This is a genomic window from Kitasatospora sp. NPDC008050, assembly GCF_042957465.1.
Taxonomy (GTDB): Bacteria; Actinomycetota; Actinomycetes; order Streptomycetales; family Streptomycetaceae; genus Kitasatospora.
Genome location: NZ_JBIBIJ010000021.1, coordinates 67,954 through 89,295 on the forward strand (window position 1 = coordinate 67,954; position 21,342 = coordinate 89,295).

19 protein-coding genes are annotated in these 21,342 nt (G+C 74.0%); 8 read left to right on the top strand and 11 right to left on the bottom strand.

Annotated elements, in window-relative coordinates; all coding sequences use genetic code 11:
• The first annotated feature begins 309 nt into the window (after positions 1-309).
• Entirely contained in the window at positions 310-1,902 is a 1,593-nt protein-coding gene (locus ACFZB9_RS31290; protein ID WP_391452787.1) for a PucR family transcriptional regulator, read from the top strand.
• Between the two features lie 78 nt (positions 1,903-1,980).
• Here the strand turns inward: ACFZB9_RS31290 and ACFZB9_RS31295 are convergent, their stop codons facing one another.
• Positions 1,981-3,141 carry an alpha/beta hydrolase gene (locus ACFZB9_RS31295; protein ID WP_391452789.1) on the bottom strand — a complete coding sequence of 387 codons (1,161 nt, stop codon included), beginning with the start codon at positions 3,139-3,141 and terminating at the stop codon, positions 1,981-1,983.
• Between the two features lie 329 nt (positions 3,142-3,470).
• Here ACFZB9_RS31295 and ACFZB9_RS31300 point away from each other — a divergent pair, with 329 nt between their 5' ends.
• Complete coding sequence (locus tag ACFZB9_RS31300; protein WP_391452909.1) at positions 3,471-4,568, top strand: ROK family glucokinase; 1,098 nt, start codon at positions 3,471-3,473, stop codon at positions 4,566-4,568.
• A gap of 66 nt (positions 4,569-4,634) precedes the next feature.
• Here the strand turns inward: ACFZB9_RS31300 and ACFZB9_RS31305 are convergent, their stop codons facing one another.
• Both ACFZB9_RS31305 and ACFZB9_RS31310 read right to left on the bottom strand, forming a co-directional pair.
• Entirely contained in the window at positions 4,635-6,233 is a 1,599-nt protein-coding gene (locus ACFZB9_RS31305; protein WP_391452791.1) for a cytochrome bc complex cytochrome b subunit, read from the bottom strand.
• A gap of 141 nt (positions 6,234-6,374) precedes the next feature.
• The gene (locus ACFZB9_RS31310) at positions 6,375-8,009 is read right to left on the bottom strand and encodes a CocE/NonD family hydrolase (protein ID WP_391452793.1); all 1,635 of its coding nucleotides are present in this window, start codon (positions 8,007-8,009) and stop codon (positions 6,375-6,377) included.
• Positions 8,010-8,177: 168 nt separating this feature from the next.
• Between ACFZB9_RS31310 and ACFZB9_RS31315 the strand changes: the two genes are divergently transcribed.
• Complete coding sequence (locus ACFZB9_RS31315; protein ID WP_391452795.1) at positions 8,178-8,981, top strand: exodeoxyribonuclease III; 804 nt, start codon at positions 8,178-8,180, stop codon at positions 8,979-8,981.
• 27 nt (positions 8,982-9,008) lie between these two features.
• Here ACFZB9_RS31315 and ACFZB9_RS31320 read toward each other — a convergent pair whose 3' ends face one another.
• Positions 9,009-9,689: a lysoplasmalogenase gene (locus ACFZB9_RS31320; protein WP_391452797.1), complete on the bottom strand. Its 681-nt coding sequence runs from the start codon at positions 9,687-9,689 to the stop codon at positions 9,009-9,011.
• A 249-nt stretch (positions 9,690-9,938) separates the two neighbouring features.
• On the opposite strand from ACFZB9_RS31320, the gene ACFZB9_RS31325 reads away from it, so the two are divergent.
• From ACFZB9_RS31325 to ACFZB9_RS31335, 3 genes are all read left to right on the top strand, one after another.
• Positions 9,939-11,816 carry a DUF2398 family protein gene (locus tag ACFZB9_RS31325; RefSeq protein ID WP_391452799.1) on the top strand — a complete coding sequence of 626 codons (1,878 nt, stop codon included), beginning with the start codon at positions 9,939-9,941 and terminating at the stop codon, positions 11,814-11,816.
• 112 nt (positions 11,817-11,928) lie between these two features.
• A complete protein-coding gene (locus ACFZB9_RS31330; protein ID WP_391452801.1) occupies positions 11,929-12,408 on the top strand; it encodes a helix-turn-helix domain-containing protein in 480 nt (159 codons plus the stop codon).
• A 14-nt stretch (positions 12,409-12,422) separates the two neighbouring features.
• The gene (locus ACFZB9_RS31335; protein WP_391452803.1) at positions 12,423-12,788 is read left to right on the top strand and encodes a DUF4180 domain-containing protein; all 366 of its coding nucleotides are present in this window, start codon (positions 12,423-12,425) and stop codon (positions 12,786-12,788) included.
• A 43-nt stretch (positions 12,789-12,831) separates the two neighbouring features.
• Here the strand turns inward: ACFZB9_RS31335 and ACFZB9_RS31340 are convergent, their stop codons facing one another.
• The 4 genes from ACFZB9_RS31340 to ACFZB9_RS31355 form a co-directional block, all read right to left on the bottom strand.
• Positions 12,832-13,059 (bottom strand): hypothetical protein, encoded by a 228-nt coding sequence (locus ACFZB9_RS31340; protein ID WP_391452805.1) that lies wholly within the window; start codon positions 13,057-13,059, stop codon positions 12,832-12,834.
• 146 nt (positions 13,060-13,205) lie between these two features.
• Positions 13,206-13,436, bottom strand: a complete 231-nt coding sequence (locus tag ACFZB9_RS31345) for a hypothetical protein (RefSeq protein ID WP_391452807.1) — start codon at positions 13,434-13,436, stop codon at positions 13,206-13,208.
• Positions 13,437-13,612: 176 nt separating this feature from the next.
• Complete coding sequence (locus tag ACFZB9_RS31350) at positions 13,613-15,292, bottom strand: BCCT family transporter (RefSeq protein ID WP_391452809.1); 1,680 nt, start codon at positions 15,290-15,292, stop codon at positions 13,613-13,615.
• 110 nt (positions 15,293-15,402) lie between these two features.
• Entirely contained in the window at positions 15,403-16,377 is a 975-nt protein-coding gene (locus ACFZB9_RS31355) for an acyl-CoA thioesterase (RefSeq protein WP_391452811.1), read from the bottom strand.
• Positions 16,378-16,450: 73 nt separating this feature from the next.
• On the opposite strand from ACFZB9_RS31355, the gene ACFZB9_RS31360 reads away from it, so the two are divergent.
• The gene (locus tag ACFZB9_RS31360; protein ID WP_391452813.1) at positions 16,451-17,392 is read left to right on the top strand and encodes a DUF389 domain-containing protein; all 942 of its coding nucleotides are present in this window, start codon (positions 16,451-16,453) and stop codon (positions 17,390-17,392) included.
• 18 nt (positions 17,393-17,410) lie between these two features.
• On the opposite strand, the gene ACFZB9_RS31365 is transcribed toward ACFZB9_RS31360, so the two are convergent.
• The 3 genes from ACFZB9_RS31365 to ACFZB9_RS31375 all read right to left on the bottom strand — a co-directional run bounded on the left by ACFZB9_RS31365 (position 17,411) and on the right by ACFZB9_RS31375 (position 19,832).
• A complete protein-coding gene (locus ACFZB9_RS31365; protein ID WP_391452815.1) occupies positions 17,411-18,640 on the bottom strand; it encodes an MBL fold metallo-hydrolase in 1,230 nt (409 codons plus the stop codon).
• A gap of 222 nt (positions 18,641-18,862) precedes the next feature.
• Positions 18,863-19,315 carry a MaoC family dehydratase gene (locus tag ACFZB9_RS31370; protein ID WP_391452817.1) on the bottom strand — a complete coding sequence of 151 codons (453 nt, stop codon included), beginning with the start codon at positions 19,313-19,315 and terminating at the stop codon, positions 18,863-18,865.
• Positions 19,316-19,397: 82 nt separating this feature from the next.
• A complete protein-coding gene (locus ACFZB9_RS31375; protein WP_391452819.1) occupies positions 19,398-19,832 on the bottom strand; it encodes a pyridoxamine 5'-phosphate oxidase family protein in 435 nt (144 codons plus the stop codon).
• Between the two features lie 241 nt (positions 19,833-20,073).
• Between ACFZB9_RS31375 and ACFZB9_RS31380 the strand changes: the two genes are divergently transcribed.
• Positions 20,074-20,973 carry a hypothetical protein gene (locus tag ACFZB9_RS31380; protein ID WP_391452821.1) on the top strand — a complete coding sequence of 300 codons (900 nt, stop codon included), beginning with the start codon at positions 20,074-20,076 and terminating at the stop codon, positions 20,971-20,973.
• Positions 20,974-21,342: the final 369 nt, after the last annotated feature.

Below are 21,342 nucleotides of genomic sequence, written 5' to 3' on the forward strand. Positions count from 1 at the left end.
ACGTTCCTCTAAGGACGGCGAATGCCCTGCTGAGCGGTTTGCCGGCCGCCACGTCCGGCCGTGATCCGGCCGTGACGGCCCCGCGACACCCCGTGACCTCGCGCAGCGCTGAGACGTACCACCGAAGGTCCGGGAATCGGGCATATGGTGACCCCCCGACCCGCGCGGACCGTCCCAGCCGCCGTTCAGCCGAACCCCAGCCCTGCGACCCTCGCCCAGCTACCACCCAGTAACCCGAAGCCAGTTGGTCCAGCCCTAGTTGGTCCGTCCCCAGTTGATCCGCCCCAGTTCAGACGAAGGAGTCTGCGGATGCGTGTCCGTGACCTGCTCGCCCCCGGCGCCCCGAGGCTGCGGCTGCTCGCCGCCGAGGAGGAGCTCGACCGTCAGGTCAGCGGCGTCATGACCACGGACCTGAACGACCCGGGCCGCTACCTGCACGGCGGCGAGCTGGTGCTCACCGGCATGCTCTGGCGCACCGCGCCCGAGGACTCCGAGCGCTTCGTGCGCACGCTGGCGGCCGGCGGGGCGGTGGCGCTGGCGGCCGGTGAGGCGGAGGTCGGGCCGGTCCCCGAGGACCTGATCGAGGCCTGCCGCCGGCACCGGATGCCGCTGCTGGCCGTCCCCGACGACATCGCCTTCTCCACCCTGACCGAGTTCATCGGCCGCCAGGTCTCCGCCGACCGCGCCGCCGACCTGGCCGCCCTGGTGGACCGGCACCGGATGCTGGTCTCGGCGGCCGGCGGCGGCGGGCTGGACGCGGTGCTCGACCTGCTCGGCGGGGACCTCGACCTGGACTGCTGGGTGCTCACCCCCACCGGGCGGGTGATCGCCGGGCCGGTCGAGCACCTGAGCGCCGAGGACCGCGACCAGCTGGTCCGCGCCCACCTGGCCGCCCAGCGCCAGCGCCGCCGCCCCCCGCACCGGGCCCGGCTGGCCTCCGGCTCCTACTCACTGCTGCCCGCCACCTCCCGCCCGGAGGAGGGCGCGGCCCTGTCGGACTGGGTGCTCGCGGTCGCCGGCGACGTCACCGAGTGGACCACCAAGCGCCAGCAGCTGGCCGAGAACCTGGCCCGCCTGGTCGCCGCCGAGCGCGACCGCCGCGACGAGGGCCGCCGGCTGCGCCGCCGGATCGCCGACGAGGTGCTGACCCTGCTGCAGCGCGACGCCGACCCGGCCGAGATCAGCCGCGCCCTGTACGCCTCCTCGGCGATGGCCACCCGGTACGAGGGCGCGGAGCCGGGCCCGGTGGCGTCGGAGGGCTCCTGGCTGGTGCTCAGCGCCGAGGGGACCGGCCTGCCCGAGGGGGCGGTGCGCTCGATCCTGGAGGAGGCGCTGACCGGTACCTCGGACCGCGCGCTGGTGGCCGGTGCCGGCACCGGCGCGGTGGTGGTGCTGCCCGCGCCGGCCACCGCGGTGCCCGCCGACGCGCTGCGCGAGCTGCTCGGCCCGCTGGAGGCCGGGCTCGGCTCGGCGGGCCGGATCACCCTCGGTGTCTCGGCCCCCGCGCTGGAGGCCGGCGGCCTGCGCGGCGCGCTGGAGGAGGCCCGGCACGCCCGCCGGATCGCCGCCGCCCGGGTCGGCCGGGTCTGCGTGGCCGGTCCCGAGGAACTGGCCTCGCACGTCCTGCTGCTGGCCGCGGTGCCGGACGAGGTGCGCCGGGCCTTCCGCAGCCGGCTGCTGGACAAGGTGATCGCCTACGACATCGAGCACCAGGCCGACCTGGTGCGCACGCTGGAGGCCTTCCTGCGCTCGGACGGCTCCTGGACCCGCTGCGCCGCCCAGCTGCACGTCCACGTGAACACGCTGCGCTACCGGATCGGGCGGATCGAGGAGCTGACGGGGCGTGACCTGTCGCGACTGGAGGACCGGGTGGACTTCTACCTGGCCCTGGAGCTGGCCTGACCGGCCGTCAGCCGCCGCGAACAAGCAGGCCCCCGGACCGAGTGGTCCGGGGGCCTGCTTGTTCGCGGGTGCTGTCGCTCAGGCGGAGGGCCTGGGCGCCGGGATGATCGTGGTCAGCCACTTGAAGACGTCCGGCACCATCGGGCGCCACAGCGAGGGCGTGTGCGGACCGGTGGTCAGCACCACCTTCACCGTGGTCGGCGGCTTGGCGGCGGTGGCCAGCGCCTGCCCGTCCTCGTAGCCGTCGCCGTGGTCGCCGCTCTGGTAGAGCGCGAGGTTCGGCGGGGTCGCGGCGTGCTTGAGGATGTAGAGCGGGTTGGAGGTCTCGCGCAGGTGCGGGTCGTTCGCGGTGAGCGAGGAGGTGAGTGAGTGCGGGTCGTTGTAGCCCGAGAGGCTGACCGCGGCGCGGTAGCGGTCGGGGTGCAGCAGCGCCATCCGGTCCGCGCAGGCCGCCCCGGCCGAGAAGCCGCCCACCGCCCAGCCGTTCGGCGAGGGGTCGGCCCGGAAGTTGTCCAGGATCATCTGCGGCACGTCGGTGGAGAGCCAGGTGTCGGCGTTGACCTTGCCCGGGACGTTGGCGCAGCCGGTGTCGACCGTGGTGCTGATCAGCTGGGTGCGCGGCGAGATCAGGATGAACGGGGTGACCTGGCCGGACTTCATCAGCGGCGCCAGCTGCTCGGAGACCTTCAGCGAGCCGAACCAGGTCTTCGAGGAGCCGGGGAACCCGGGGAACAGCTCGACCACCGGGAAGTTGGTGTTCTTGTACGCCGGGTCGTTGTACTGCGGCGGCAGCCAGACGTTGACCTCGCCGTCGACCCCGGAGACCGCACCCTTGAGGTCGGTGGTCTGCACGTCCTTGGGCACCAGCGGGTCGTCCACCGGCTTGAACTGCTGGATCACCTTGCTGCGGGCCGGCTTGGCCGCGTCGTTGCCGGGCTGCCCGTTCGCGCTCGCGCCGTTCGCCCCCGCAGCCGCGGCCGGCACGTTGGGCACCGAACTGATGTGGCCACCGTCACCCAGCAGGTCGTCCCAGCTGCCGTAGATCATGTTGGCGTTGTTGACCATCACGAAGATCATGGCCACCGCCGTCACCTGGCAGAACAGCAGCATCACCAGCCGGGCCAGCAGCTGGACCGGCTTGGGTCCGCCGACCCGTCCCCAGAGCACCAGGGTCACCAGGAGCGACACCGGGACCAGGATGATCGTGAGGATCAGGAAGGGCTGGCCTGTCAGTTGCATCAATGTCTCTCGTATCCGAATTGCTGGGGCCGCCCGGACCTGGCGATGCCCGGTGCCTAACGACGTGCTGGGGTGGACGTATACAAGAACGACGGCATGAACGTGGGCCCGGTTTCGTGCGTAGCCGACCGGAACCTGAGAGGAAGATCACGTGCAGCTGGACGTTCGCCGTGTTCCAGCCTCCTAGTCTGACATCCGCCTGAGACCGGCCGGCACATGGTGGGTGGCCCGGGACCGGCGTCTCAGCACGCGCCCGGGCGATCGGCGCGGCGTATCGTTCCAACGTGACCCAGCCCAACGGCCGCACCGGCCAACCCGTCCTGCCCGCGCTGCTCGGTCTCGGCCAGCGGGGTCTCGGCCAGCGCGGCCTCGGTCAGCGCCGGCTCGACCGGTACGGCGCGGACCGCCGCCGCACCCTGCCGGCCGGCGTGCTGCGGCTGCCGACCATCGGCATCGACATCGGCGGCACCAAGGTGGTGGCCGGGGTGGTGAACGGCGAGGGGAAGATCGTCGAGCAGCTGCGCACCGAGACGCCGCACAAGAGCAAGAGCCCCAAGGTGGTCGAGGACGTCATCGTCGAGCTGGTGCTGGAGCTGGCCGACCGGCACGACGTGCACGCGGTGGGCATCGGCGCGGCCGGCTGGGTGGACTACGACCGCTCCCGGGTGCTCTTCGCCCCGCACCTGAACTGGCGCGACGAGCCGCTGCGCGAGGCGCTCAGCGACCGGCTGAAGTTCCCCGTGGTGGTCGAGAACGACGCGAACGCCGCCGCCTGGGCGGAGTGGCGCTTCGGCGCGGGCCGGGGCGAGGACCTGCTGGTGATGATCACCCTGGGGACCGGGATCGGCGGCGCGGTGGTGCGCCACGGCTACGTCGACCGCGGCCGCTACGGGCTGGCCGGCGAGTTCGGCCACATGCAGGTGGTCCCCGGCGGGCACCGCTGCCCGTGCGGCAACCGGGGCTGCTGGGAGCAGTACTCCTCGGGCAACGCGCTGGTGCGCGAGGCGCGCGAGCTGGCGGTCGCCGAGTCCCCGGTGGCCCAGCCGCTGCTGGCCCGGGCCGGTGGTGACGTGGCGGCGATCACCGGGCCGCTGGTCACCGAGGCCGCCCAGGCCGGCGACCCGATGGCGGTCGAGCTGCTGCACGACATCGGCACCTGGCTGGGCGTGGGCCTGGCCAACCTGGCCGCCGCGCTGGACCCGGGCCGCTTCGTGATCGGCGGCGGCGTCTCGGCCGCCGGCGACCTGCTGCTCGCCCCCGCCCAGGACGCCTTCCGGCGCACCCTGACCGGCCGCGGCTTCCGCCCCGAGGCCCAGCTCACCCGCGCCGCCCTCGGCAACGAGGCCGGTCTGATCGGCGCCGCCGACCTGGCGCGTGCGGTCGCCCGCCGCTTCCGTACCGTCAAGCGCAGCCGTGCCGAGCGCTGAGCCCGTGCCCGTGTCCGTGTCCGTGCCCGTGTCCGTGTCCGTGTCCGTGCGAGTGTCCGCGCCGACTCACTCCTGCTCGGCCTCCGGGTCGCTGGGCAGCTCGATCCGGTCGCGGTAGTACCAGCGGCTGAGCGCCGCGCGCACCCGCGGCCCGGGCCCGCGGCCGGCCGCGCGCACCGGTGCCGGACGGTTGTGCAGGGTCAGGACGTGGCGCTGGACCGGGGCCAGCGCCTCGTGCTCGCCCTCGTAGCCGCCCTCCACCGACTGGCGGACGAACCCGGTGGGTGCCGAGCCACTGGTGAAGCGGTCGCGGTCGTGCTCCTGCAGGGCCAGGCAGAGCCGGCGGGTCAGCCAGAAGGCGAGCACCGGGGCGACGAAGAGCGCCACCCGCAGCACCCAGTCCAGCGAGTCCACCGAGAGGTGGAAGACCAGCGCCAGCACGTCCTGCCCGCCGGCCAGCAGCAGCACCGCGTACGCCGTCATCGCGGCCACCCCCACCGCGGTGCGGGCGGGGCGGTCGCGGGGGCGGTCGCACAGGTGCCGCTCGCCGTGGTCGCCGGTGATCCACTGCTCCAGGAAGGGGTAGGCGTACAGCGCCCCGAAGAGCACCAGCGGGAAGACCACCGCGGGCAGCAGCGGGTTCCACGCGATGGTGTGGCCCCACAGCCGGGTCTCGGTGCCCGGCATCAGCCGCAGCGCGCCCTCCAGGAAGCCCATGTACCAGTCCGGCTGGGCGTCGGTGGAGGCCTGGTCGGCCCGGTAGGGGCCGTACTTCCAGATCGGGTTGATCTGCGCCAGCGCTGCCAGGGCCGCGATCACCCCGCAGACCATCGCCAGCAGCCCGCCGGTCTGGGTGGCGAAGTGCGGGAACATCGGCTTGCCGACCACGTTGCGCTCGGTGCGCCCGGGGCCGGCCCACTGGGTGTGCTTGAGGTGGTAGACCAGGATCAGATGGGCCGTCACCAGGGCGACCAGCAGCCCGGGCAGCAGCAGGATGTGCGTGGTGTACAGCCGCGAGACGATGTCGGTGCCGGGCCACTCGCCGCCGAAGGCGAAGAAGGCGAGGTAGCTGCCCACCAGCGGGACCGCCAGCATGAAGCCCTGCGCGGTGCGCAGCCCGGTGCCGGAGAGCAGGTCGTCGGGCAGCGAGTAGCCGGCGAAGCCCTCCACCAGGGCGAGCTGGAAGAGCGTCAGGCCGATCAGCCAGTTGACCTCGCGCGGGCGGCGGAAGGCGCCGGTGAAGAAGATCCGCAGCAGGTGCGCGCCGATCGCGGCCACGAAGACCAGCGCGGCCCAGTGGTGGATCTGCCGCACCAGCAGCCCGCCGCGCACCTCGAAGCTGATGTCCAGCGTGCTGGCGTAGGCCTCGGTCATCCGGATCCCGCGCAGCGGCGCGTAGCCGCCGGCGTAGACCACCTCGCCCATCGTGGGCTTGAAGAAGAAGGTCAGGTAGACGCCGGTGAGCAGCAGCAGGACGAAGCTGTACAGGGCCAGTTCGCCCAGCAGGAACGACCAGTGGTCGGGGAAGACCTTGCGCAGCTGCCCCTTGGCGGCGTCCAGGAACGGCAGCCGTCCGTCCAGGGCGACGGCGCCCCGCTCGGCGGCCCGGCCCACGTCCAACCGTGGAGTCGGCCCGGCCGCCTCCGCCGAGCGCCGCAGCCGCATGCGATCCGCACCTCATCTCCGCTCCGGCGGCCGTCCGGGTGGACGGGCCGTCGGGACAGCCTTATCGCGGGTGCGGCACACCGGCCCTGCCACACCCGCGCGCGGCGCCCGGGTTCACCCCCTCGCGCTACCAGAGGGCGGTCACCGCAGCGGCACCGAGACCCGGGACGGATCGCCCGCGGGGGAGCCGAAGGCCAGCCGGGCGCCCGCGGGGTTGTGGGTGATGTACATCGGGTCGACGGTGCCCACCACCAGCGCCAGGCGGTGCCCGGCGGGGACGTCGTAGGCGGTGTCCATCAGCGCGAAGTCCGCGTCGAAGGCCTGGCCGGGGGCGCGGTCCAGGAAGGTGTACGGCGCCTGGGTGATCAGCTTGCCCACGCCCAGCGCGTTCACGTCGTACAGGTAGGCGATCAGGCTGCCCTGGCCGGCGCTCGGCGTCACCGACAGGTGGACCCGCGCCGTCCCGCGCACCTGCTCGGTGCCGGTCGCGGGCGCCGACTGCCAGACCGCGGCGAACGGGCGGGGCAGCAACGGCACCGAGACCAGCGGCGGCACCTTGAGGAACTGCTCGGCGAGGCTGCTGAGGAAGACCGTGCCCGCGCCCGCTCCGGAGGGGACGCCGGTGGTGATGGTGGTCTGCCAGCCGGTGCCCGCGCCCTGGCCCAGCGCGCCGGTGTTCCAGCCGTCCCGGGCGCCCAGGGGCAGCGCGGCGGTGTGCGAGCTGACGGCCGACCAGCTCGGGTAGTCCTCGTAGCCGTCCTGCACCTGCGGCTCGATGTGCACCGGCAGGGCGCGGTCGATGCCGTTGTCGACGCCCTTGACGTAGTGGTCCAGCCAGCTCCTGGTGTCCGTCCAGACGTCGTTGGGCAGGCCGGCCAGGCCCAGGATCTCGGGGGTGGCGTGGTCGCCGGGGCGCAGCTCCAGCCGCTTGGGGCCGGTCAGCTTCTGGAAGAAGTCGGTCAGCTGGTTGGGCGGGAAGATGCTGTCGCCCCAGGCGCTGGCCAGCAGGACGGCGGTGCCGTTGGCGTTCATCCGGTCGACCATGGTGGACACCGAGCGCTGCGCGGCCCAGGCCCGCAGCTGCGCCTCGCTCGGCTGGTCGCTGCCGAAGAAGGAGATCAGCTCCTGGCGGGTCTCGGCGCTGGGACGGCCGGTCAGGTAGCCGAGCACGGTCAGCACGTCGCCGGCCTGCAGGTGCTGGGTCTCGCTGCCGAAGAGCGACTCGGCCAGGTCCGCCCAGCCGCTCATCGCGCCGACCGCCTTGACCCGGCTGTCCTTGGCGGCCGCCAGCAGGCTGATCCCGGCGCCGTAGGAGACCCCGGCCATGCCGATCCGGGCCGGGTCGGCCGTGGTGTGGGCGAGCGCCCAGTCGATCACCTGTGAGGCGTCGGCGGTGTCCTGCGGCCCGGCCACCGAGATCTGCCCGCCCGAGCCCCAGAAGCCGCGCGGGGTGTAGCTGACCACCACGTAGCCCGCCTCGGCGAGGCGGCGGGCCTGCACCAGGTACTCCGCGTCGTTCATCGACCAGCTGGCCGGCAGGACCAGCAGCGGGTGGTGCGCGGCGCCGTCGCCGGGCTCGTAGACGTTGCCCTTGAGGATCACGCCGTCCGCGCCGGGGATGTCGGTGAAGCGCAGGCTCGGGGCGGCCTGGGCGCGCTGGCCGCCTCCCGCACCGGCGGCCTGGGCGAGGTCCGGGGCGAGCGCGAGCGGGGCGGCGGTGAGCAGCGCGGTGGCCAGGGCGAGTGCGGCGGCGCGGCGGGGCCGGCGGGTGGGCATGGGGGCTCCGGGGGCTGGTGGTCCATCATTGACTACTCGTCAGTAACTCATCTTCGGGTCACAACGCGATAAAGGTGCTGTCGGTGCCGGGAGGTATCTTCGGGACGGGTGCCGGCCACGCCCTGGGGCCCGGCATCCGTCCCCCCGTACCCGCTGGAAGGCCTGCTCGTGACCGTCCGCATCGCCACCTGGAACATCAACTCCGTCACCGCGCGGCTGCCCAAGCTCCTGGAGTGGCTGGAGAGCGCGAAGCCCGACGTGCTCTGCCTGCAGGAGCTGAAGTGCGCCGCGGACGCCTTCCCCTACGAGGAGGTGCGCGCCCTCGGCTACGAGACCGAGGCGCACGGCACCGGGCGGTGGAACGGGGTGGCCATCGTCTCCCGGATCGGCTTCGAGGACGTGGTGCGCGACCTGCCCGAGCAGCCGGGCTACCTGGCCGACGACGCGATGCTCCCGGTGATCGAGCCGCGCGCCATCGCCGCCACCTGCGGCCCGGTGCGGGTCTGGTCGGTCTACGTGCCCAACGGCCGCGAGGTCGGCCACGCGCACTTCCGCTACAAGCTCGACTGGCTCACCACGCTGCGCGACTCGGTGCGGGCGGACGCGGCCGGTGAGCGTCCGTTCGCCGTGCTCGGCGACTTCAACGTGGCGCCGACCGACGAGGACGTCTACGACCTCGCCGACTTCGTGGGCGCCACCCACGTCACCCCGCTGGAGCGCGCCGCGCTGGCCGAGCTGCGCGAGGCGGGCCTGGCGGACGTCATGCCGCGCCCGCTCAAGTACGACCGGCCCTACACCTACTGGGACTACCGCCAGCTGGCCTTCCCGAAGAACCGCGGCATGCGGATCGACCTGGTCTACGGCAACCCGGCCTTCCAGGGCGCGGTGACCGACGCCTACGTCGACCGCGAGGCGCGCAAGGGCAAGGGCACCTCCGACCACACCCCGGTGGTGGTGGACCTCGACCTGTAGCCGTCCGGGGCCTGCAGCCGTCCGGGCCTAATCCTGGATGGACTTCAGGGCGGCGGTGGCGAGCAGGTACTGGGCCAGCAGATAGGTCGACATGATCCAGAACTCGTGCCCGGGCAGCTCGCGCCAGCCGGCCAGGCGGGTGGCGATCAGCGTGTCGGAGAGCAGGAAGAGCGCGCCGCCGAACCCGCCGCGCCGGCCCAGGCCCGCCGAGGTCACGGCGGTGGCGGCGAGCAGCAGGCTGTAGCCCGCCACCGGCGCCTTCAGCTCCCCGAGGCCGGGCCAGAGCTGGCTGATCATCACCGCCCAGGCCAGGCCGTACCCGGCCGCCACCAGCGCGGTGCGCCGACGGTCCGTCAGCGCACCCTGCTTGGCGAACATTGTCACGTAGCAGATGTGCGCCCCGGCGAAGGCGCCCATGCCGGCCAGGAACGCCGGCTCGCTGTCCACCTGGAGCAGCGCGTCCCCGGCGGCGCTGGCCAGCAGCGCGGGGGTGAGCAGGCGCGGCGCGCGGTCCGGCGCCGCCGAGCTGACGGCGTGGGTGGCGAGCAGCGGCATCAGGGCGGGCTTGGTGACCTGCTCGACCACCTTGACGTCCGTCAGCAGCGAGCCCAGGTGGGTGGCGGCGGTCGCGGCGAAGGCGGTCAGCAGGCCGCGGGCCCGGCGGGCGGTGGCGGCCCGGGGGGCGGTGGCGGTCGTCAGGTTCAGCATGTCCGGCACGATAGGCGACCGGGGCGGACACCGGAAGAGCCGGTTACCCACGCGTACTACTCGTGCGTAACGGTCGGCCATGGTACCGGGCCCGGCCGCCGGGTAACGGTCCCGGGGCCAACTGCCGGGAGACTCTCCGAGCCTGCGCCGTCACCTCGCTCCGGTGTCTTAGGCTGTGTCCCGACACGATCGAGCGGGACGGACGAGCCGCGCGGCCAACGGCCGCGGGACAGCACGGCGGAGGGGCGCGTGGGCGGGGGCGGAGGGCTGGCGGGTACCGATCTGCCCACCGGTGCCGGTGACCTGCTGACCCTCCCCGCCGGCGACACCAGGCCACCCGCCACCACGCCCCCGCCGGCTTCCGGCGGCGGCACCGAAGCGGGCCCGGGCCCGCAGCCGGCCTACGGGGGCGAGGTGACACTGACCCTGACGGACTGGCAGCCGATCGAGCCCGGGCGGCGGAGCCCGGCGCCCGCGAGCGGACCCGACCGCACCGAGGGCCTGCACGAGCTCGCCCGGAGCTTCGCCGCCGCCGCCCCGGACCAGGCGCACGACCTGTTCGCCAACACCTTCGGCCTCTACGGCGCCCGGCACGTCGGCACCACTCCTACGCCGGCCTGCGCCGACCTCGCCGAGGCCAGCTGGTGGCACGGCCCGACGGTCCGTCAGCAGGTCGCCACGGTGCTGCCGGGCGGCTCGTCGGCGCGCGCCCGGCGCGGCCGCCGGCTGGCGATCGCCCCCGCGCCGGCTCCCTCCGCCGTCGCGGGCCGGCACCGCAAGCCCGAGCCGCCGGCCGGTGCGACGCTCCCGCAGGGGGCCGACAGCCGCCGCGCCGCCGCGCTGGCGGCCGAACGCCGGGCCGCCGCACGGATGCTGCTCGCGCACCCGCTGGTCACCGCGACCGGCCCGCACGCCCAGGCGTTCGGGCTGATCCGGCGTCACGCCGGCTGGCTCACCGGCCGCTTCGCCGAGCTGCTCGGCTACCCGCTCACCGTCACCGACTCCTTCGCCCGGCTGCGCAAGGCGGAGCTCGGCGCCGGGACGCTGCGCCGCCTCACCGTGCACGGCTACCCCTGCACCCCCGAGCAGTACGCCGCGCTGACGCTGCTCCTCGCGGTCCTGCTGGACGGCCCGCCGCGCCGGCCCGCCGCGCAGTTGGCGGCCCAGGTCGCGCAGCACGGCGCCGGCGCGCCCAGGGAGAGCGATGCCGCGGGCACAGCCGTAGCGGCAGCGGCAGCCGCTGCCGTCGCGGAGCCGGATGCCGCGCCCGTCGCCGATGCCGATGCCGATGCCGTCGCCGTCGGGCCGGAGGCGGTCGGCGCGGCGATCGCGCTGCTGACCGAGTGGCAGGTCCTCGCCCCCTCCATACCCGGGACGGCCCAGGCGCCCGTGGCCGCCTGGCTGTCCGTCAACCACGAGCTGGCCGCCGCCGTGGTGGCCGGCTGCCGGCCACCACGCCCGCAGGATCCGCCGGCCCCCCGTACCACCGTCCCGGTGGCGGTCCGCCGCCGGCTGGTCGAGACGCCGGCGGTGCTGTTGGCCGACCTGACCCCGCTGGAGCGGGAGTGGCTCTGGGAGTCCCGCGCGGCCGAGGCCGCGATGTTCGCGGACTTCCTCGGGCTGACCGCCGAGATCCGCTGCGAGGGGATCGCCCTGCTCGACCCGGCGGGCGAGTTGACCGATCTGCGGTTCCCCGGCCCGGGCCCACTGGCGCACGTGGCGCTGCTGCTGGTCGAGCGGCTGGTGGAGGAGCTCCGTCCGCTGCCCGAGGAGGAGGCGCCGCCCGCCCGGCAGCCCGCGCCCGCGGGCGTGCCGATCGCCGAGGCGCTGATAGACGGCATCCTCGGGGACCTGGCCGACGAGTACGACACCGAGGACCACGGGCACGACCCGCGTGCCGCCCATTGGCGCCGGGCGCACCTGGCCGACCGGGCCGCCTTCCGCCGTGACCTGCTCGACCTGCTGCACGCGATGGGGCTGATCGCGCCGACCGCGCCGAGCGTCCCGGCCGGCTGCGAGCCGGGCGCCGCCCGCACCGGCTGGACGCTGCTCGCCCCGGCGGCCCGCTATGCCGCGCGGCTCGAACTCGGCAGCGAGCCGAGTACCGGGCGCCACTCCCGCCGCTGACACCTCCCGCCGCCTCCCGGTACCCCCTACGCCCTCATCTGTCCCTATCACTCCCTGTTCTGCTGTTAGATTGGACAGCATAGGGATGTTTGGGGAAGGATGGGCCGAGGAAATGGCGCCGCAGATGTACTCCGTCGACCAAGTCGCCGTCCTGCTCGGCCTGCATGTGCGCACGGTCCGCGCGTACATCAGGGACGGGCGGCTGAAGGCTGTCCGGATCGGCAAGCAGTACCGGATCGCGGCGCAGGATCTGGCGGCGTTCACCGGTGGGTCCGCCACGGCGGCCGCAGCCGGTGCTCCGGCCGACGCCGCGACCGCGGTGCCGGCCGCCGCCACGGCGCCGGAGATCGAGGTGTCGAGCATCATCCGGATCGAGGGCGTCGACGCCCTCGCGATGGACCGGCTCGCCACCCTGCTGCACGCCTCCGTCGCCCACCGCCCGGACCGGGTGCCGCTGCGCCTGGAGACGGTGCGCGACGAGGCGCGCCGCACCATGAAGGTCATCGTGCTGGGCGGCGCGGCGGACAGCGCCGAGATCCTGCGCCTGGTCGGCGACCTGGCGCCGGATATCCAGTCCTCAAGTCCGCAGTAGAGAGGTTGAGTGGGATGACGGTCCATCAGATGAGCGGCGGTGCCGTGCTGGTCTGCGAGCCGAAGGGGGACCTCGTGTCCGGCGTCCCGGATGCGCTGCAGCTGATCGGTGACGCGGCTGCCGGCCAGGCGCAGTGGGTGGCGGTCCCGGTGGCGCGCTGGCACCAGGACTTCTTCCGGCTGCGGACCGGCGTGGCCGGTGAGGTGCTGCAGAAGTTCGCGCAGTACCGGGTCGGCATCGCGGTGGTCGGCGACATCTCGCGGTGGACCGAGGAGAGTTCGGCGCTGCGGGACTTCGTCCGCGAGTGCGACCGGGGGAGCCAGATCTGGTTCGTCAGCGACCTCGCGGAACTGGACGAGCGACTGGCCGCCCGGGGCTGACACCCGTGGCCGCCCGGGGGGCTGACGCCAGGAGCCGCCCGGCTCAGTGGGCCTGGGCGGCCGCCGCCGTGACCGCGGTGTGGTGCTGGAGCGTCTCCACCGTGGCGCCCACGCCGAGCGTGCCGAGCGCGACTGAGGCGGCCACCGCGGCGCAGGCGAGGTAGCGCCGGTGGCGCTGCGGCAGCGGGAAGCGTACGGCGTCCGGTGCGTCCGGGGATTCCGGAGCGAGGGGCTCCACCGGGCGGCGGAGCGGCGGCAACGAGTGGTCCATGGTTCGAGCATTCCAGTCGGGTGTTAAACGATGACGACACACGGGTGAACGCCGCACCGGTGGGATGCGGCGGTTTGGCACGAAACAGCCCGCCCCCACCTGGGCGGATGCCCCGGAGGCAGGCGGCGTGCCCGACCCGGGGCGGCTCACCTCCCGCTCGCCCGGCGGCCGAGCACGGCCGGGACGGCGGCGGCCGGCAACTGCTGCGTCATGCCGTAGAAGAAGATCGGCAGCATCACCGCCGGGTGGCCGCCGAACTGGCTGCCGGCCAGCGCGGCGGCCGCGCTGGTGTTGTTCATCCCGGTGGCGGCGCCGCGCCGCCCGTGCGGGCCGGAACGGGAGGGGGACGCGGGGGCGCCGACCGTCTGGACGGACATGACCGGTGAGCCTTCGACTGGACAGACAGACGGCTGCCAGCATGTCACGGACCTGACGGTGAGTAATGCCCCATCGACGCAGCGTCAGCGCCGTCGCGGCGCCCGTCGGTGCGTCAGATTCCAGTGCCGGCACGGGATCCCGCGCCGCCCGTGCCCGCGCGGCGTGCCCCCGGCATTCACTCGGAAGGCGGAGCCTGCCCGGCCAGTGCCTGGTCCGGCGCGTCACCGACCGCCACCCGCACCGCGTCGCGCAGCCCGTGCGCGGGGTGGAACCGCGACGGCCCGGCCGCCGGATCCTGGCGCAGCTCCTTGACCAGCGCCAGGCAGAGCCCCAGCATCACCACCACGAACGGCAGCGCGACCAGGATGGTCGCGTTCTGCAGCGCCGTCAGCCCGCCGGCCAGCAGCAGCGCGGCGGCCACCCCGCCCATCAGCACGCCCCAGACCACCACCAGCCAGGTGCGCGGGTGCAGCGAGCCGCCGCTGGAGAGCGAGCCGAGCACCAGCGAGGCGGAGTCCGCGCTGGTGATGAAGTAGGTCATCACGAGAAGCACGCAGACCACGCTGCTCACCGACCCCCAGGGCAGCGATTTCATCATCGCGAAGAGCGAGGCCTCCGGACCCTGCGGGATGGTGGCGACCAGGTCGGCGCGCCCGGTGGCGTTCAGCCGGATCGCGGTGCCGCCCATCACGCAGAACCAGACCACGGTGGCTCCGCTGGGCACCAGCAGCACCCCGACCAGGAACTCGCGCACCGTGCGGCCGCGCGAGATGCGCGCGATGAAGGTGCCGACGAAGGGTGCCCAGGAGAGCCACCAGGCCCAGTAGAAGATGGTCCAGGAGCCGAGCCACTTCTCGTCCGTGAAGGCGCCGGTCTGACTGGCCATGGTGACCAGGTCGGCGAGGTAGCCGCCGACGGTGGCCGGAATGGCGTCCAGCACGTAGACGGTGGGCCCGACCACGAAGACGAAGAGCATGATGACCGAGGCCAGCACCACGTTGGCGGTGCTCAGCCACTTGACCCCCTTGTGCACCCCGGAGAAGGCGGAGAGCACGAAGGCGGCGGTCAGCGAGCCGATGATGATCAGCTGCAGCTGCCGGGAGTTGTGCACCGAGGAGATGACGCCCAGGCCGTCGGCCACCTGCAGCGCGCCCAGGCCCAGGCTGGTCGCGGAGCCGAAGACGGTGGCGAAGACCGCCAGCAGGTCGATCCCCTTGCCCGCCCAGCCGTTCGCCCCGCGCTCGCCGAGCAGCGGTACGAAGGCCGCGCTGATCCGGTTGCCCCGGCCCTTGCGGAAGGTGGTGTACGCCATCGCCAGGCCGCCGACCGCGTAGATCGCCCACGGGTGCAGCGTCCAGTGGAAGAGCGAGAACTCCAGCGCGGACCGGGCGGCCGCCGGGGTCAGTGCGGTCAGTCCGGAGCCGGGCTGCGGCTCGGCGTAGAGCTGGAGCGGCTCGCCGACCCCGTAGAACATCAGGCCGATGCCCATGCCGGCGCTGAACATCATGGCGATCCAGGCCAGCGTGGAGAACTCCGGCCGCTCCTCGTCGCGGCCCAGCCTGATCCGGCCGAACCGGCTGAACGCCAGCAGCACGGTCAGCACCAGGAAGACGTCGGCGGCGACCACGAAGAGCCAGCCGAAGTTGTGCAGCACCCAGCCGAGCGCGGTGCTGGAGGCGTGGCCCAGCGACTTCTCGGCGAAGACGCCCCAGCTGACCACGCCGAGCACCAGCACGGCGCTGACCCCGAAGACCACCCGGTCGGTCGGCAGCCTCCCCTGCGGCGGCGGTGGGACCGGGTCGGGGGCCGCGAGCGACGCCAGGAGGTCCGGGCTGTCAGGGGGCTGACGGGTCATCGGGGGCCTCTCACCGCGACGGTGCGGCGGGAGAATGCCGCATATCGCACTATCTCCGGCGAAGTCTCGGCGGCCGCCCCCGACGCGCCGGGGCCGGCGGCCCCCGGCGGTCAGCCGCGCGGCAGCGGCCGGCGCTCGCGCACCAGGGTCTCCTGCACGGCGGAGGCGACCAACAGCCCGTCCCGGCTGTAGAACTCACCGAGCGCCAGTCCCCGGCCGTCCGAGACCGAGGGGCTGCGCTGGGCGAAGAGCAGCCATTCGTCCGCGCGGAACGGCCGGTGGAACCACATCGCGTGGTCCAGCGAGGCCAGCGTGACCGGCGGCGGCTCACTGCGCTGGAAGCGGTGCGGCTGGCGGTGCAGCGCGGTGGTGGCGGCCAGCGTCAGATCCGAGAGGTAGGTCAGCGCGCAGACGTGCAGCAGCCCGTCCTCGGCCGGCAGTGGCGAACCGCTGCGCAGCCAGACGAACTGCTGCGGCATGCCCTCGGCCTCCGGCGGCATGCCCGGCGCATCCGGCGGGATGAAGCGGATGTCCAGCGAGTGGAACCCGGCCGCCTGGTCGACGTCGGCCGGGTCGGCCCGCGCCCACTGCGGGAAAGGGTCGGGCAGCTCCTCGGGCCCCGGTACCGGCGGCATCACGCGCTGGCGCCCGGGGGTCTGCTCGGGCTGCTTGAAGGAGGCGGACAGCGTGAAGATCGCCTCGCCGCGCTGGACGGCCGTCACCCGCCGGGTGGCGTAGGAGTGGCCGTCGCGGATCCGCTCCACCTGGTAGACGATCGGGCGGCCGGGGTCGCCCGGTCTCAGGAAGTAGCCGTGCAGCGAGTGCACCCCGCGCCCGGCGGGCATGGTGCGCCCGCCCGCGGTGAGCGCCTGGGCGGCCACCTGGCCGCCGAAGGCGCGCAGCGGGGCACCGGCGTGGCAGTGGCCGCGGAACAGGTTCTCGTCCAGCTCCTCGATCCGCAGCAGATCCTGGAACGAGGCCACCTGGACCCCGCTCGCGGGGGTGGGATCGAAGGGGTCGGCCTGACCCTGACCGTCGCCGGGACCGTGGGCCGTCCGGTGGTCGCGTGCCGGTGCGTCTGCCATGCGGTCATAGTGGCAGAACGCCCCGGGCGGCACTGTGAGGTGGGTTACTCACCAGCAACCTCGGGAGTCCCTCGTGCTGCACCTGCGCCTGATCGTCCCCGGCGGCCTGCTCCCCGCCGTGCTCGACCTGCTGGACGACTGCCTGGGCGTCACCCACGTCATCACCCTGCCCGCCACGGCCCGGCGCCCGCCCGGGGACGTCGTGCTGTGCGACGTGGCGCGGGAGTCGGCGGACGAGCTGCTGGCGGGACTGCGTGCACTGGGACTGCCCGAGCGGGGGGCGATCGACGTCTCCGCGCTGGAGCTGTCCATCTCGGCGGCCGCCCGGGAGGCCGAGAGCCAGGCCCCGGGCCTGGGCTCGGACGCCCTGGTCTGGGAGTCCGTCACCGAGGTCACCCACGAGGAGTCCGCCTTCTCCTACACCTACCTGGCGTTCATCGTCACGGCCACCATGCTGGCGGCCTGCGGCGTGGTGCTGGACAGCGCGGTGCTGATCGTCGGCGCGATGGTGGTGGGGCCCGAGTTCGGGCCGCTGGCCGGGTTCTGCGTCGCCGTGGTGCAGCGGCGCGCCCATCCCGCGCTGCGCTCGCTCACCGCGCTGCTCGGCGGGTTCGCGGTGGCGATCGCGCTGACCATCCTGTTCGCCTGGATGATGGACGCCTTCGGCCTCTTCACCGAGGCGGAGTTCCAGGGGCCACGGCCGAACACCTCGTTCATCTTCCAGCCGGACGCGCTCTCCCTGGTGGTCGCGTTCCTGGGCGGGGTCGCCGGGCTGCTCTCGCTGACCTCCGCGAAGTCGGGCGCGCTGGTGGGGGTGGCGATCTCGGTCACCACCGTGCCGGCGGCGGCCAACGCGGCGGTGGCGCTGGCCTACGGGGAGTTCGGGCAGGCCAGGGGGTCGACGGTGCAGCTGCTGCTGAACATGTCGGGGATCGTGCTCGCCGGGGTGCTGACCCTGCTGGTGCAGCAGTCGGCCTGGCGGCAGCTGCGCAGCCGCCGCCGCACCGCCCGGTGACGGTGCGGCGGCCCTGGCTCAGGCCGGGACCTCGTCCTCGTGCGAGTGGGCGGGGGCGGCCGGTGCGGTGGGCGTCGCGGGCGCGGCGGCTGTCGCGGGCACGAGCGGGGTGGCGGGCTCCGGCAGGCCGGCGACCGTGCGCCACCAGGCGCGCTGCTCCGGCGGCTCGGCCGGCTCGAACGGCGCGCCCGGCAGCGGCACCGCCACCGCGGCCCCCAGTGCCGCGGCCGCGGCCATGGTGCGCTCGGCCGGCTCCTCCCACGGGTGCGGCGCCAGGTTGAAGGTCGCCCAGTGGATCGGCAGCAGCAGCCCGCCGCGCACGTCCTGGTGCGCCCGCACCCCTTCCTCGGGCGTCATGTGCACCTCGGGCCAGAACTGGCTGTAGGCGCCGACCTGGGTCATCGTCGCGTCGAACGGGCCCAGCAGCTCGCCGATCCGGGTGAAGCCGGGGAAGTAGCCGGTGTCCCCGCTGTGGAAGAGCCGGTGCTCGGGGCCGGCCACCGCCCAGGAGGCCCAGAGCATCCGCGGGTCGGTGCGCGGGCCGCGGCTGCAGTAGTGCCGGGCGGGGGTCGCGGTCAGCGTCAGGCCCGCCAGCTCGGTCGACTCCCACCAGTCCAGCTCGGTGATCCGCTCGGCCGGCACCCCCCAGTGCTCCAGGTGCGCGCCGACCCCCAGCGGGGCGGCGAACCGGGCGCCGCTGCCGATCAGGGCCCGAATCGTCGTCATGTCCAGGTGGTCGTAGTGGTCGTGGGAGATCACCACGACGTCCACCGGGCCGAGGTCGGCCAGCCGGATCGGCACCGGGTGCAGCCGCTTGGGCCCGATCCCCGGGAACGGTGAGCAGCGCACGCCCCAGACCGGGTCGAAGAGCACCCGGCGGCCGTCCAGCTCGGCCAGCACGGTGGCGTGGCCCAGCCAGGTCAGCCGCAGCCCCGAGGCCGGCGGCACGGCCAGCTCGGCGGAGCGCAGCCGGTGCACCGGGATCGGCCGGGCGGGCACCCGGCGGCCCCGGTTCGAGGTGAGCTGGGCCCGGCTGATCTCCAGCGGCGAGCGGTCGTAGACCAGCCGGCGGGTGGGTACCGGGTTGCGGAAGGCGCCGTCCACGAAGTTCGGGCTGCCCTGGATCCGCTCCAGGCGCGCGCCGGTGGGCACGGCGCCGAAAGCGTCCGTCCGCATCCGTCGCCAGCCGGCGGTCGACAGACCGCGAAGATCGGTGAAGCGGGACGAGCTGGGGACGGAGCCGGGCACGGCACCTCCTAGGAAGGGACGTCAGGGGCACCACGTCGAGCGGGCACCGGTATCGGCGCCCGCTCGATACGATCAACACCTCATCGGGAGACTACCCAAGGCGACGCTGCCGGGCGCGGTGGATCGCGTGATCCACCCGCCGTTCGAGGCGTGTCGGCACCGGCCGCTGCCGCTGGTCCGACGGGGCGTCAGGACGCGGCGCCCGCCGGGTCAGGAGCGGCTTCAGGCATAGAAGCGGGTGATCGTCTCGGCGACGCAGTGCGGCTTGGGGCTGGCCTCGCTGCTGATGGTGAACCGGACCACGGCCTGCCGCCCGTCGGCCACCTCGGTCATCGAGAGCAGCTCGGCCGTCGCCCGCACCGGGGTGCCGACCGGCAGCGGGGCCGGGAAGCGCACCTTCTCCGAACCGTAGTTGACGGCCATCCGGACACCCTCCACGCCGTAGCACTCCTTGGCCAGCAGCGGGATCAGCGAGAGGGTGAGGTAACCGTGTGCGATCGGGCCGCCGAACGGGCCGGCCTTGGCGCGCTCGGGGTCGACGTGGATCCACTGGTGGTCGCCGGTCGCCTCCGCGAACAGGTTGACCTGCTCCTGCGTCACCGTGTGCCAGGCGCTGCTGCCCAGCACGGTGCCGACCGCCTCGGTCAGCTCGTCAAGGGTGGCGAAGGTCGTCATGCTGTGCTCCTGAGGCCGGTCGGGGGCTCGGACGGGCGGACGGCCTTCCGCCCGTCCCCGGGAGCGTAGCCCTACCGATCGGTCAGTTGGCGGCTGGGTGGTGGCTCGGTCGGTGCAGCAGACGGTGGCCGGTGACCAGCTCGGCGGTGAGGCCGACGAGGAGCGGCTCGCGTCCGGTCACCCAGGGCAGCGGGCCGCCGTGCGGCAGGGCGGTGTGCCGGGCCGGGTCGCGGACCACCTCGGCCTGGCCGTGCACCACCACGCTCCAGCCGGTCCGGGCCACCTCGTCGAGCCGGTCGGCCTGGAAGGCGGCGACGGTGCCGTCGAGCGCCCGGGCCAGCTGGCCGTCCGGCGGCAGCCCGAGCAGCAGCCGGCCGTCCGTGTCGAGCTGGAAACCGACCGGCAGCACCCGCAGCAGCGCGTGCTCGGTGTACACCACGCGCCCGATGGGCACGGTGCTGAGCAGCCGCAGGCACTCGGCCTCGCTCAGATCCTCGATACGGTCGACACGGTCCATGATCCGATGGTGCGCCTGCCGGGGGTGTGGTCAGTAGGGCCCATGGTCCCGGGTCCGGTGCGGGCTCAAGCCGTCTGCCGGGCCTGCGTCGAGCCTTCGTCGGGCCGTACGTCGGGCCTGCGTCGGGTCGGTGCTGGGCCGGGAGCTGGGCCGGGCCGCGCTCCGGGGTGCAGGATGGCCTCGTCCGCTACGACGGGCACGGGCCACGGCGGGGACGGGTACGGCGAAGAGGGGTGCGGCAGTGACGGGTCTGGGTGTGGGAGCCGGCGCGGGGGCGGGCGGCCTGGGGGCGGGCCCGGCCGGCGGCGTCGAGCTGGTGGTGATCGGTGCCAACGGAGGGCCGGAGCGCAGCTTCGGCGGCTCGGCGCAGGCCGCGCACGGAGCCGAGGTGCTGGCCAAGGCGCTGCCCCCGGTCTGCTTCGACACCGGCAACCGGGGCTGCCGGGTGACCGTGGTGCCGCCCGAGGCGGATGCCAACACCATGCTGACCGCGCTGAGCTCGGCCGCCCGGCAGGAGGGGCGCCGGCTGGTGGTCTGCCTGCTCGGGCAGCTGATCGCCGACCCGCGCGGCCGGCGCCTGGCGCTGGTCACCGCGGGCAGTACGCCGGACAACGCCTACCGGCGCGGGCTGGCCTGGGACTGGGTGGTGAGCACCATGGTGCACGGCGCCCAGGAGGAGGCCCTGCTGCTGGTGGACGCCGTCGCCGCCCCCGAGACCTGGGCGGCCATCGGCGGGCTGGACGGCGAGCAGGGGGTGGCCGAGCTGCTGGTCCACTCCCGGGTGCCGCTCTGGGGGCGGATCGGCCCCTACCCCGGGGGGCGCCGCGGGCGCTCGGCGGTGCTGCCGGGCGCGGAGGGGTCGTTCAGCTGGGCGCTCGGCCGGGTCCTGGAGCGCGGAGTGCCGGGCGCACCCCCCGCCCTCGCGCCGGCCGAGTTTCAGCCGACCGTCGCCGCCGAACTCGCCTGGGGCGAACTGGCGTCAGGTATCGAGGCAAGGCTGCTCGTCCCTCCTTCGGGTGGCCGGTTGTTGCTGCGGAATCGGGCCGCTGTGCGAGGTGCGCTGGCCGGATTGTCGGTTTCTGAAGAACTGTTGGCTGTTCTGTGGCGCGAAAGTGCTCCAACGGATCCGCCTTCCGCGTAAGGTCAGGGGCCCAAGGTGTTGCCGTACGCGGTTGGGTTGGCGAAGAATCGTGCCCCACACCGCACTTCGGCAACAGGCAGGTGTTTTCTGCCAACTTCGGCCGACGGTCGGTTGGTCGCGACTAGGTGGGGCTATGCACCGGTGCAGGGCTTTGTTACGCCTGAGGGCGGTCGGGGTCGGTGCGACGGTTCTGCTCACGCTCTTCGCGGCGGCGGGTTGCGCCGGGCGGTCACCGGGGGCGGCGGAGCGTCTGTCAACTACCGTGCCCAGTGCGGTGAGTGTGGCCGGTGGGGGATCGGCCGGCGGGTCCGTGGCCGCACCTTCGGCCGGATCTTCGAATGCGCCGACCGCCTCGGCCGGATCTCCGAA